The organism is Pseudomonas hormoni (assembly GCF_018502625.1).
GTDB classification, from domain to species: Bacteria; Pseudomonadota; Gammaproteobacteria; order Pseudomonadales; family Pseudomonadaceae; genus Aquipseudomonas; species Aquipseudomonas hormoni.
In genome coordinates this window covers 3,431,112-3,443,654 of record NZ_CP075566.1, presented here as the reverse complement: position 1 = coordinate 3,443,654, position 12,543 = coordinate 3,431,112, and the positions used below count along the sequence as shown (strand labels likewise).

General features: G+C 54.7%; 9 protein-coding genes. All 9 read left to right on the top strand.

Annotated features, from left to right (window positions below; translation table 11 throughout):
* The first annotated feature begins 5 nt into the window (after positions 1–5).
* The 9 genes from KJF94_RS16020 to KJF94_RS15980 all read left to right on the top strand — a co-directional run bounded on the left by KJF94_RS16020 (position 6) and on the right by KJF94_RS15980 (position 12,540).
* Positions 6–2,375 carry a phage nozzle protein gene (locus KJF94_RS16020; RefSeq protein WP_214377282.1) on the top strand — a complete coding sequence of 790 codons (2,370 nt, stop codon included), beginning with the start codon at positions 6–8 and terminating at the stop codon, positions 2,373–2,375.
* A gap of 47 nt (positions 2,376–2,422) precedes the next feature.
* Positions 2,423–2,866, top strand: a complete 444-nt coding sequence (locus tag KJF94_RS30585; RefSeq protein ID WP_214377281.1) for a phage protein Gp13 family protein — start codon at positions 2,423–2,425, stop codon at positions 2,864–2,866.
* Between the two features lie 11 nt (positions 2,867–2,877).
* The gene (locus KJF94_RS16010) at positions 2,878–3,450 is read left to right on the top strand and encodes a virion core protein, T7 gp14 family (protein WP_214377280.1); all 573 of its coding nucleotides are present in this window, start codon (positions 2,878–2,880) and stop codon (positions 3,448–3,450) included.
* Positions 3,447–5,651 carry a hypothetical protein gene (locus tag KJF94_RS16005; protein ID WP_214377279.1) on the top strand — a complete coding sequence of 735 codons (2,205 nt, stop codon included), beginning with the start codon at positions 3,447–3,449 and terminating at the stop codon, positions 5,649–5,651. The genes KJF94_RS16010 and KJF94_RS16005 overlap by 4 nt, the downstream gene beginning before the upstream one ends.
* Positions 5,652–5,667: 16 nt before the next feature.
* Positions 5,668–9,723, top strand: a complete 4,056-nt coding sequence (locus tag KJF94_RS16000; protein ID WP_214377278.1) for a transglycosylase SLT domain-containing protein — start codon at positions 5,668–5,670, stop codon at positions 9,721–9,723.
* A gap of 73 nt (positions 9,724–9,796) precedes the next feature.
* A complete protein-coding gene (locus KJF94_RS15995; RefSeq protein ID WP_214377277.1) occupies positions 9,797–11,584 on the top strand; it encodes a phage tail fiber domain-containing protein in 1,788 nt (595 codons plus the stop codon).
* Between the two features lie 24 nt (positions 11,585–11,608).
* Positions 11,609–11,809 carry a phage holin family protein gene (locus KJF94_RS15990; protein ID WP_214377276.1) on the top strand — a complete coding sequence of 67 codons (201 nt, stop codon included), beginning with the start codon at positions 11,609–11,611 and terminating at the stop codon, positions 11,807–11,809.
* A 14-nt stretch (positions 11,810–11,823) separates the two neighbouring features.
* Positions 11,824–12,072, top strand: a complete 249-nt coding sequence (locus KJF94_RS15985) for a hypothetical protein (RefSeq protein WP_214377275.1) — start codon at positions 11,824–11,826, stop codon at positions 12,070–12,072.
* 15 nt (positions 12,073–12,087) lie between these two features.
* The gene (locus tag KJF94_RS15980; RefSeq protein WP_214377274.1) at positions 12,088–12,540 is read left to right on the top strand and encodes a lysis system spanin subunit; all 453 of its coding nucleotides are present in this window, start codon (positions 12,088–12,090) and stop codon (positions 12,538–12,540) included.
* The last annotated feature ends 3 nt before the right edge of the window (positions 12,541–12,543 follow it).

Genomic DNA, 12,543 nt, shown 5'->3' with positions numbered 1-12,543 from the left:
GCTATATGGGTCTTGTTTCTCAAAGTATTAAGAACCTCAAAGGAGGTGTTTCACAACAACCAGATATTCTGCGTTTCAGCAATCAAGGCGAGTTCCAAGAGAACGGATGGTCCTCGGAAACGGAAGGACTCCAAAAGAGACCGCCAACTACCTTTCGCAAACGTTTAGGAAACATTGGGCTGTTTGGGGCTAAGCCGCTTATCCATCTCGTTAATCGAGACGAAAAAGAACAGTATTACATGGTGTTCACAGGCACCGGGATTAATGTAGTGGACCTATTTGGTAACTCCTACAGTGTCCGTGGGTATGACGGGTATGCGAACTGCGATCATCCGCGAGACGACCTACGGCTAATCACTGTGGCGGACTACACGTTTGTTGTGAACCGTCTCAAGGTAGTCTCGATGAATTCAACACTGACCCAGGCGGGCTACCCGTCTTTGACCAGTCGAGCCATTGTGAACGTGCGTGGTGGTCAATATGGCCGGACCCTTACGGTGAACGTAAACGGCTCCGTGGTGGCTAACGTGGTGATGCCTAACGGTAACGCTGTTGAGCAGGTAGCCCAGACCGACGCCCAGTTCATCGCCAACAGCATCGCCAACCAAGTCAACGCAACAGGCCTATGGAAAGCCGAAGCTGGCCCCGGTTGGGTCCTGATCGAAGCAAGGGCCGTTGGCACAGTTATAAACCAGATCACTACAGCAGACGGTTACGCAAATCAGCTTCTCTCCGGGTTCATCTATCAGGTCCAAACGTTTTCAAAGCTGCCATTGCAGTGCAAAGACGGATACCTCGTGGAAATCACTGGGGAGGCTACACGGTCGGGAGATAACTACTGGGTCCGATACGACGCAAAGGGCCAGGTATGGAAGGAAACCGTTAAGCCGGGAATCATCGAAGGCTTCAAGCCCGAGACCATGCCGCATGGCCTTGTCCGAGCGGCAGACGGGCAGTTTGATTGGAAGGTCCTTCCTTGGGTTGGCCGGACTTCTGGTGACGACACAACGAACCCTATGAGTTCCTTTGTAGACTCGACGATTAACGACGTGTTTTTCTTTCGGAACCGTCTCGGTTTCCTCTCTGGGGAAAATGTGATCATGTCGAGAACCGCCAAGTATTTTCATTTCTTTCCGGCTTCCGTGAGTGTCCTCAGTGATGACGACCCTATCGACGTGGCCGTATCCCATAACCGGATCTCCATTCTCAAATATGCCGTTCCGTTCTCTGAACAGTTACTGCTGTGGTCGGATCAAGCTCAGTTCGTACTGACATCTCAAGGCATCATGTCGAGCAAGACGATTCAACTGGACCTCACAACAGAGTTCGATGTGAGCGACGGTGCGCGTCCCTGGGGCATTGGTCGTGGGGTTTACTTCGCATCCCCTCGTGCATCCTTCACGTCGGTTAAACGGTATTACGCGGTACAGGACGTTTCCTCGGTGAAGTCCGCTGAAGACGTTTCGGCTCACATTCCGAGCTATATCCCAAACACCGTCTACAACATCCACGGTTCCGGTACAGAGAACTTCGTGTCGGTCCTCTCGGACACGGATGAACACCGACTGTTTCTCTACAAGTTCCTCTATCTGCGCGAAGAGCTGGTGCAGCAAGCGTGGTCGCATTGGACCTTCGGGGATGACGTTCGAATCCTGGCGGCTGCGTCCATCGGATCTTATATGTACCTGATCCTTGAGAGGGCCTTAGGGGTGACCCTGGAACGTATTGAGTTCACGAGTAACACCGTTGACTTCGTTCAAGAGCCCTACAGGGGCTACATGGATTTGAAGAAAGTAGCCCAGGTTTCGCAGTACAACGAGGATCTAAACGAATCCTACTTGAACCTCCAAGACCTATACGGAGGCTTCCCACATCCCACAACGGCGTTCTACACGCTGGATCAGGGTGGCGTTCTTCAACGGCATGAGCCGATGACCACTTGGACTGCCGACGCCCGCTTGATCCTCGTAGGGGACCGGCGTGGTCAGACGTTTGTCGTGGGGCAGGAATACGCATTTCAATACGAGTTCAGCAAGTTCCTCATTAAGCAAACCGCCGACGACGGATCGAGCGCAACAGAAGACATTGGGCGGTTGCAGCTTCGGCGTGCATGGGTGAACTACGAGACCTCGGGATTCTTCCAAATCAATGTCAACAACGGGTCCACAGAATACGTCTACCAGATGGCCGGTGGTCGCTTGGGTACAGAGGTTGTCCTGGGGTCTCTGATGCTTGGCACAGGACAGTTTAAGTTCCCGGTTACGGGCAACGCCAAGGCCCAACGAGTAACGATCTACAGCGCCGCCCCAGTGCCTTTAAAGATCATTGGCGCAGGCTGGGAGGCTAATTACATGCGGCGCTCTGCTGGGGTGTAGCCGCTCCAAAAGTCCTCACTATTACGAACAATAGGGAGGCTCAACGCATGTACAAAGTAAAGGCAACACACGGGGACCTATGGGCCGCGTCTCTTGATTTATCCACTGGTGATCTTGCGGAGTTCCACTCGCTTCAATCTGGCCGGACACCCTCTGACGTACTCCCCAAAGCTCTCGACGAAACCACGCACGCAATTAAGTGCGGCTCTCTCGTTCTGGCTGTGGGTGGGCACGCTCAGGGGGTTGTTTGGTTCGTGACTACGAGTGTCCTGGGAATGCTCAACAAGGCCGAGCGGTTCCGGTTCTACAGGATCCTCAAGGAACACTTGGCTCTCGTTAAGGACGAGCTGCCTAACAACATGCCATTGACCAACATTGTGTCGGTGGACAATCACGCCCACGTCCGGCTTTTGGAGTCTCTCGGTGCAACCTTTCACACAGGTCACATCATGAGTCCGGCTGGATTCAGGTTCCGTCAATTCTGGCTATAGGAGGAATCGCAATGTGCGAACCGGTCTCTATCGGCATGGCTGTTGTAGCCGTAGCCGGTGCAGCAATGGGAGCTTCTGAACAGGCTAAAGCTAAAGGGGCAGCTACGGACGCCCAGCGGAAGAACCAACAGGAAATAATCAAGCAAGCAAATATGCAGGACGCGGACACGGCCCTGACGATGGTGGACAAGCGTGAAGAGGCGCAACGCCAACTCACAGAGGTCAACCTACAGGCTCTTCGCAATCAAGGAACGATCAACGCAGCAGTGGGGGAGTCGGGTATGTCCGGCAACACCATTGACCGCATTCGACGCTCTGCTGACAACGAATCTTCAGCCGAGAAAATGAACATTACCGACAACTACAACCGTGACTATGCGGCCATTTTTCAGAACCGTGTCGGTGCTGTGGAGAATGCCCGGTCGGCTGTTCGTGGCGGTGGTGGCCAGGGTGCGAAGGTGAACAACATCGCGAATGCCTTGAACATCGTTGGGGCTGGCCTGGGCGGTTACGCATCCGGTGGCGGCTTCTCAAAGACCGCTCCGAAAGGTGCTGGTACACCACAAGGAGGACCGACTAAATGAATTCGATTGAACAGGCGCTAAGCCAATCCCAGCAGACCACCGGGAAACGTAAGGGCTTTACTGCGCAAGGTGGCGGTAACTTCCAAGCACAACGGCAGCTTAGTGATTACACAGGAAGCAATGGCTTCGCTGAAGGCATGGCGGACTTCGTGAAGAACTCGGGGGCTGCTTACGGTGCCCTTAGGGAGCAACAGCAACAAACCGCCGATGAACGCTCTAACGAGATCATCCGAAAGCTGACCCCTGAGCAACGCCGTTCGGCAATCGCAGACGGGACGCTTCTGTACAAGGATGACCCGGACGCGATGGACCAGCTACGGCTAAAGTCGGGCCGGAACGCTGCCTATCAGGTGGACTCGGAGATTCAACAAGAAATTCAAAAGGGAACCTTCCGTACTCGGAAAGACCTCGATGAATACCGACAGACCCGGATGGAGATGGTCAGCAAGAGCTACGCCGAAGATGCAGGTATTGACCCTAACGACACGCTGTATCAGAAGGGGTTTAACACCGACATCACCAACCGCAATGCGGCGGTCTATGACCTGCACGGTCAATGGATTTCCAAGAACTTCGAAGCTCAATCGGTCGTTGAGACCAGGGCAGATACCCAACCGATGCTTGATGACCCTAAGGTGATGTCGAATCCTGCAAGCGCCCAATGGTTCTCTAACTACATCAATACAGGACTTCAATCGGGCCTCTTCCCGAGTGACGGCCATGCTATTAAAGCGCTCCAGCAAGTAGCCTCTGAGGCGGTCAACAAGGAGGGCGGTACGACTCTCTTGGACAACCTGGGAGACCAGACGCTTAACGTTTACGGGGCACAGCACAAGGTCAAGGATCTATTGGGCCCTGAGGTCTACGAGAACCTAAGGGTCAAGGCCATGGGGTCCGCTTATACACGGGACTCCAAACGCAACGAGACATTCCAACTGGGTATCACCAACGCCGTCAATCAGGTTGACCCGGCTGCTGGCTGGCAGATGCTCAACAAGCTCGAACAAGGGAACGACTGGGTACAGGCTGGGCCCGAGATGACCCCTCAACGGCAAATGCTGATCGACGCAAAGTCGCAGCTCTCGCACAAAGTCGCGCAGGCGTCCCAGCAAGGACTGGTGAAGCTGCAACAAGCTGCCCAGGCGGATAACCGACAGCTCGTAATTGATGACGCGTACACCCGGCGCATGAATGGGGAAAACGTATCGGTCGATCCTAAGTTTCTCCCTGTTAACGAAAACACGGGCGAGATGAAAGCAAGCGACATGGCTACCTATGCGGCCAAGAAGATGGGCCAGATTGACGCCTTACAGATTCCCGACAACCAGAAGGACGCCATGAAGGTTTCCCTTCTGCGCGCTGATTACGACAAGGGCCCGTTTCAGGCGGCTTTCGGGACGCTCCTTACGGATGCCTCTCGGGAATGGCAGGGTGCGCTGATTAGTCCTGATCCAGCCGGCGACATGCCACGGCTCAAGGAACTTCAACGCGCCTATCAGGCAGACCCCGCGACAATCTCCCAGCTCTTCCCAGATCAAGCAGGGCTCTTAGAGAAGCTCCGTTACTCGGCAGAATCCGGCATTGACCCCCAGGTTCTTATCGACGCCGAGAAGTCCAAGAAGGGGCTATCTCAGGATGAACAGAAGTATCGCAATGAACAGTGGTCAGCCATTAAGAACGACAGCAACGCAAAGGAGCTGAAGTTTTTACCTGGCGCCTTCGAGACTCAGGCAAGGGCCGTGTTTGACGCGGTCACGTTGCGGTCTGGTGACTCCAATGAAGCCTCCCGAGCCGTGTCCGACTACCTCAAGAAAACCACTGTGTCTTTTGTTGAGGACAACGGGTGGAACAGCTCAAACAGCTTCCACGGAATGATTAGCAAACGAGACCTGATGGTAGACCCGAACGATTCCGCATCCTGGGAAACGGGTAAGGCGCACATCGACGAGACCATGCAGGCCCTACGCAAAGATTCTGAATGGGGGGCCGGTGGGCTGACAGTCGAGAGCAAAGGCGGCGCTCTCTATATCTCAAACATGATCGGCAAGCGCATGCGCATCAGTCGTGAAGACATGCAGAAACACGCCCAGGAAAAAGCAGCGGCTGCCCAACAGAAACGATTCGATGACGGAGTTAAGAGCGCCGAGCGCATTAACGAATTGCACGAGCGTTGGATCCTGGGAGGTGCCCGCAAACAGTAATCACAAGGAGGACATATTGAATAGCAAAGACGAATACACCCAGGTCCTGGCAAACGGGACTCCCTTCGATTCGCTGATTCGGCAAGAGGCAGACCGTGAAGGCGTTCCCTACGACTTCGCCCATAAGCTGATCTTCAACGAATCCCGATTTAAAACGGACGCGAAGAGTCCTACTGGTCCCCTCGGTCTCGGCCAGTTCACAGAGGCAACCGGTAAAGCTTACGGCCTGATGACCCCTGATGACCGCATGGACCCACAGAAGGCAATCCCTGCTGTGATGCGTCACCTCAAAGACCTTAAAGGCGCTTTTGGCGGTGACCTTCTGAAAGCTGCCCTTGCGTATAACCAGGGGCAAGGTCGACTCGGTTCCCCTCAGTTGGCCGCATTGGATCAAGGCGACTTTTCCAAGATTAGCCCTGAGGGGCAGACCTATATGCGCAACCTCTTGGACGTATCAGGTGAGAGCCCTTCGCGTAAATACTTTGATGCCCAGGAGGTGACCGACCCAGGTATTCACCCAAAGGCTAAGGCTGTTTCCTTTGAGGACGCCACTCAGGGGCTTACAGCCACCAACCCAATACATGTGGGTCAGGGCCTCCCAGGTCTTGGCGCGATGGGTCTTAAGGGTGGCGAAGCCCCAGTGACCCAGCCTGATTATCTCTCGATGGTGAAGCCTGAAAAGACGTTCTTCGAGGGCACTGGGGATGCTACGAAGGCTTCTGTTATGACTTCGCCAATCCCGTCGATCCTTCGCTATGCCACTCAAGAAACCGTGGATCCGCTGGAATGGGTGAACCCTACCGACACTTCTTCATGGACTCGTGATGACTTCGAAATGATCCGCAAAGAGGGTGTAGACCCTCAATACTTCGGGTTCATCATGGATTACTCGAAGGGCAAGCGAGCGAATCTCCCTCAGGCCATTGCAATGGCAAAGGAAAACGCCGGCTATGAGGCTCGAATCAATGGGGCCGGGACAGGCGCACAGGTAGTCGGTGGGTTTATCTCTGCGGGTGTTGACCCTATGACTTACGCGCCACTTCCAGGCACAACCGGCGCTCGCTTGATTTCTCGTGTGGCTCAGGGGGCCGTCTACGGTGGTATCTCTGCTGCTGGTTCTGAGGGACTTCGTGAGGCGGCTACAGGTATTGAAGGGCACTACGGAACCGCATTGGTTGGCGGGGCTCTCTTCGGTGCCGGTGCTACTGCTTTGTTTGACCGTGCAGCACAACGAGCCGTCAACGTTCCGCGTGAGGAAGTCCCTGATGACCTCTTGGAGAAAACCTTAGCGATGCACGGCGAGTCGGCCTTGCCCAACGAAAGGTTCGAGCTACACCCAGAAATGGAAACGTTCGATAGCAACCCTTTTGCTGGGTCGGCGATCCGCCTGGAAGCCCGTGAGACAGCCCGACAGACCGGAATGGATGACCCTTCGCGATTCCCTTGGCTGGCTGGGGAAACCCCTGAGAACATCGGTGGGATTGACGTAGTGCCGCATCCCAGCGAGCCCGGCGCTGTCCGATTGCAAGACGGTTCGATCCTTTCAGGTAACAACCCCTTAAACCCGATGACCCTTCGTGATGCTGCACAGTTCATGGAAGAGCCAGCGGAGAGGGCAGCCAAAGGGGTTTCCATGGGCGGCTTTTCGGAGATTGGCTACACGCTGTTGCGCTCCGAGAATCAAGCTGTGCGGGACATTGGGGATCAGCTCTTCAGGTCCCCTACGGGTACTGTGAGTGGGTCTAATGGAAGGTTCGGGGCCACGGCTTCGGACATCATTGAACGTACTGCCGCCCAGGATCATGTCACGTACAACAAGATGTCGGAGCAACTCTTGGAGGCTATCAAGGACCCTCAGTTTGCAACCCAGGCGGGAGGCCGACAGGCTCACAAGGACATGGTAAATCGCCGAGTAGCTGAAGCCATTGAGGACACCACCGGGAACAAGCTGACCCAACTGACCCCAGGCGAACGCAAGCTGATGGAGACTGTCCGGGATCACTATGACCGTAAGGCCGACTACCTTGCAGCTCCCGCACAGTTCGGCAATCGGAATGCCCGAGCGATCCTCCCAGAGACGCGGCACGCTGGCTCATACATCCCTAACGTCTACTCGACGGCAGCCAAGGCGTTGCACTTGCAAAAGTTCGGGGGCCAGGAAGGACTACAGCATGCAATCTCTGAATCCTGGCTTGCCAGTTATGCAGCACGGCCACACGTTAAGGCTCGTGTAGATAAATTCCTGATGGATCAGGCAGCCCGTGAAGGACGTGTGTTGGAAGCTTCGGACCTGCAAGCCGCCGTAGAGGATTACGCCACGCGTAAGGCTTTCGGTATCGCCAAGTCTGAGGACTTCGACGGTTCCAATTTGCTATCCGTGGGTGACCAAGGAAGCATCCCCGGAAGCATGGGGCTTGCATCTAACAACTTCCTCGAAGGGCGACACCTATTTGATTCTGATATGGCCGTGCCTCTCTCGGATGGAACACAGTTCGCGGTCAACGACCTTCGGGAATTTGACCTTGGCCGTATCACTCCGAGCTATGACCGACGCGTTAATGGCGACATCGGAATCATGGGGGCCACTGGGCGTACCACTGGGGAATTACTACACGACATCTCCCAGGTCAAAGCATCAAGCAAGGCCGAGAAAGCTGCCCTCGAAGAGTCCATAAAGATTCTCACAGGTCGGGCACGTCGGGACGCGGAAGGAGCCTTAGCGACCGCTGCGCGGATCCTCTCCGACCTGGGGTTTGTCGCTAAGAATGCCTACATGGGTGTTCAGTCAATTTCAGAGGTCGCAGGCATGGTCACGAAGGGGCATACACACATGCTCTTGAAGGGCGTTCCGTTGCTTCGTGAGATGACTCAGTGGGGCTCAAAGATCAGCGCTAAGGACCTGAAGGACATGCATTCAATGGTGTTCGGTCGTGAGCTGGATAACCACCTACGACCAACCCGAACAGATATCGTAGAGCGCCTTCGAGACCAAGCGGATGTAAACCCCCTGATGGCAAACGTTGTGGGGACCGCTAAGTACTTCACCCAGGAAATATCGGCCCGGTCTCCATTCACGAAGTTCCTAACAGAGTCTTCTAACTACATCGCAGATGCAGGCCGGTCGGGTGTCCTTTCGGATCTTGTGGACCATGTGTTAGCCGGTCGTAAGTCGAGTCTGTTTGACCCTCAAAGGCTCCATTCGATGTCTATCAGTCCCGAGCAATTCGAGGGCATGAAGGCCGCGATTCGGGAACACATGGCAGTAGGGAAGGGCGGCAAGTACACCATTAAGGACCGTGCAGCCCTTCAGCGTGATCCTCGGACTATGGACATGTGGCGTATGGGTGACAAGATCGCACACGAGACCATCTTACGGCCTCACGCGCTTTCCTCTACTGACACTCAGGCTTACGGGGCTGGGGTCAAGATGGCTATGCAGTTCAAGAACTTCACGATGCGCTCCGTCAATTCTCGATTGATCCGGGGCTATCACGATGCAACGAAGAACGGTCGGGCAATTGACCAGACGCTACAAGCTGTTCTCTCTACGGGCCTCGCGGTATCCACTTACGTGGGCATGAAGTACAGCCAAGCGGCGGGGATGCCTAAGGACCAGCGTGAAGGATTCTTGAAGAGTTCGCTTGATCCCAAAATGTTGGCTTATGCAGGGTTATCTCGCAGTTCGCACATTGGCGCACCTCTGGGCCTGCTGAACATCGTAGCGGCTCCTTTCGGTTTCGATCAGGGCGCCGCTGTGCGTTCGTCGATCCTCCCTCGGGGGGCAAAGGAGAAACCTGAAGAGGGCGCTATGAAGTTCAGCGCTACCAAAGACAAGCGGTTCACTGGGTTCCTCGGTCGGGTCACTGAGCAGGTTCCCGCCGTGGGCGTCCTGGCGAACGGTTACCAGACTGGTTACAACGCCTTTGGGGCGATGGGCTCTGATTCACGTAGGGCTGATCAGGAATATATGACAGGCGTTTTCAATGGACTGCGCGGGCTCGTACCTAACGATCCGGTCACTCAGAAACTATTGCTAATGATGATGGAGGCTCAGGGCGTCGAGATTCGATAAGGACAGAAACACTCACTATTAGAACCCGGCTTACACAGCGGGTTTTCTTTTGCCTATTAAAAGGGAGGACTATATGGCCGCACCAAAAACAGTCCTTACGTATCCGCTTGACGGTTCCCGTAAAGACTTCGATGTACCCTTTGAGTATCTCGCCCGTAAATTTGTTGTAGTTACCCTCGTGGGTGCTACACGGCGCGTTCTCGCTGTTACCTCTGAATATCGTTTCGCAACAAAGAAGACTATTACCACGACGGCTGCTTGGGGTCCTGGCGATGGCTTTGATAGCTTGGAAATTCGCCGCATCACTTCGGCAACTGAACGGCTTGTGGATTTCTCAGACGGTTCCGTCCTTCGGGCTTACGACCTGAATACCGCCCAGGTCCAATCTCTGCACATCGCAGAAGAGGCGCGCGACCTAACCGCCGACACAATCGCAGTGAACAATGATGGTGACCTTGATGCTCGCGGTCGGGGTCTGGTGAATCTCCGAGACGGCGTGCAGCCAGGTGACGCTGTGACCGTCCGACAACAACTGGCTAACAGTGAATCCGCCATGGCTTCCGCAGTCCGTGCGAAGACCTCTGAGGATAACGCTAAGGTCTCCGAAACGACGGCTGTGGGCGCTGCCTCTACGGCTTCCACAAAGGCCCTTGCGGCGGCTGAGGATGCTGAGAAAGCTCGACTATCTCAGGTTGCCTCGAAGTCCTCTGAGGACAACGCGAAGTCCTACCGAGACAGTGCATTGACCTACAAGGATTCCGCTCTGGATTCCAAGGATAAGGCGAAGGTCTCTGAGGACCACGCGAAGGCTTCTGAACTGGCCGCTAAGAACTCTGAATTGTCCGCTGCAAGTGCTGGCGTTCAACTCGGGATGACCATGTGGGGCCACCGACCGCAACCCTTTCAGGGCTTCGCACTGGATGACGGGCAGGAGCTTGATAAGAGCCTTTTCCCTGACTTCGTGGCTGCCTTGACGGCTGGCCTTTTCCCGACTGTGAGCGAAGCCACTTGGCAAGCTGACCCGTCTAAGCGTGGCTGCTTCGTGTTGACTTCCAGCACTGGCAAGTTCCGTATGCGGGACCTCAACGGTATCTCTGCGGGCTCCCTTGGGGCGAACTTCCTTCGTGGTGGTAATGACGCCGCTACCGTTATTAAGAAGGACCAGCTCCAAGGGTCCCAACTGACTGGCAGTCCCGGCTGGGTCCTTGCGGAGTTTCCAACTTATGCGAGCGCTCCAAGCACCCTATCCAACCTCCGAGGGGCATTCATGACTCCGAAGGCGAACAAGTTTGCAGATACAACACTGCTTACTGTGGGGAGTGATGGCGCCAACGGGACACCTCGGATCGGATCGGAGACATACCCAACCCACGCGACTGGCGCATGGATGACTCGACTCTTCGGGATCGTCACGCCGCTGGGGTCCGCTGAGGCTGCCTCTCTGGCAACTGCTTACGCCTCTCTGGCTTCCCGAGCGACTGCCCTTGAGACCCGAGCGACTGCCCTTGAAGCGGTCCCGAAGATCAAGCGATGGACCTCCGCGAACATCGTTTTGACCTCTGGCGCTACTCAGTACAGTCACGGCCTTGGCGTGATGCCTGACATTGTGACCATTAGAGCAACCTTAAAGTCCTCCCAATTGGGTTGGGCGGCTGGGTCTGTGTTCAAGTTCCCTGCATATGCTGGTGACTACGGCGGCGGCTCTACTACTTACGGCTCTCAAGTCGGTGCTATTACCGCCTCTTCGTTCTGGATCAATGGCGGCGTTACAGGCGTATTCATCATGGGTACAACCGGACAAGTCGGCACACTCATACAGTCCGTCTTTGACTGGAACGTTGAACTTCTGGCATGGGCCTAACAAACATCTAAGGAGGTCCCTTAAGTGATCGAATTGAATTTTAATGAGGGGGTTGTAAGGGCAACTCCCGTCGTGGCCGCTGCTGGTGCCGATGTGGCAAGCCGGTTCGCGGGCTTAACGATGTCGGATTGGTTCTATGCCGCTGCCATCATCTACACACTTACTCAATGCGGCGTCTTGGTATACAAGACTGTAAAGGGGGTTAATACAAAGGAGGTCACCTAATGCCGGAGCATGCAATGCATGATTTACTTGAAAGGTTGCTTGAGGCACTTGATACGGAGAAAGGTCAGTTCATGCTGCAAGACATGCGCGACCCCGAGAAGCGCAGCCCTCAACTATACAACGCTGTCGAAAAATACCTTGATCGTCATAAATTCACTATCGCAAAGTTGCGGCCTAACGCATCACTGTTAGGTGAGCTTGCGTCCTCTCTGGATGATGTGCGTGATCTTACAGACGATGAACTTTACGGTACTACTCACTAAGCAATAAGGAGACCCATGGGAACACTTTCCAAGATCATATTGGGGCTTGCCTGTGCCTGTCTGTTGGCCTTTGGGATCTATTCCAAGGGCTGGCATGACCGGGACTTAAAAGCATCCAACGATAAGGCCCAGGAGCTATTACAGCTCAACAGCGAACGGGAGGAAGAACGTGCAGCAACTCAAAAGGTTCTTAACGAAATATCGAGAAATTGGCAGGACTACAGCACGAACAGCAAGGCGATGGCTCAACGGACTATTGATATGTTGCGTAATGACGGTATCAGGCTGTCAGTCCAGCTCGCAGATTCAACCGTCTGTAACGTCACAGGTAGTTGTCGATCAGTCAGTAATGGTAACGCCGAACTACACCCAAACACTTCTCGATTTCTTATCGAGCAGGCCCAGCGCGCAGACGAGCAAGTAACTGCGCTTCAACAAATTGTAAGGAGATTACAAGGGGAGAAATAACAG

What these genes read in the sequence shown, in the direction of transcription:
- KJF94_RS16020 (WP_214377282.1), top strand. Translation starts at nt 6, where the DNA reads ATGGGTCTTGTTTCTCAAAGTATTAAGAACCTCAAAGGAGGTGTTTCA.
- KJF94_RS30585 (WP_214377281.1), top strand. Translation starts at nt 2,423, where the DNA reads ATGTACAAAGTAAAGGCAACACACGGGGACCTATGGGCCGCGTCTCTT.
- KJF94_RS16010 (WP_214377280.1), top strand. Translation starts at nt 2,878, where the DNA reads ATGTGCGAACCGGTCTCTATCGGCATGGCTGTTGTAGCCGTAGCCGGT.
- KJF94_RS16005 (WP_214377279.1), top strand. Translation starts at nt 3,447, where the DNA reads ATGAATTCGATTGAACAGGCGCTAAGCCAATCCCAGCAGACCACCGGG.
- KJF94_RS15995 (WP_214377277.1), top strand. Translation starts at nt 9,797, where the DNA reads ATGGCCGCACCAAAAACAGTCCTTACGTATCCGCTTGACGGTTCCCGT.
- KJF94_RS15985 (WP_214377275.1), top strand. Translation starts at nt 11,824, where the DNA reads ATGCATGATTTACTTGAAAGGTTGCTTGAGGCACTTGATACGGAGAAA.
- KJF94_RS15980 (WP_214377274.1), top strand. Translation starts at nt 12,088, where the DNA reads ATGGGAACACTTTCCAAGATCATATTGGGGCTTGCCTGTGCCTGTCTG.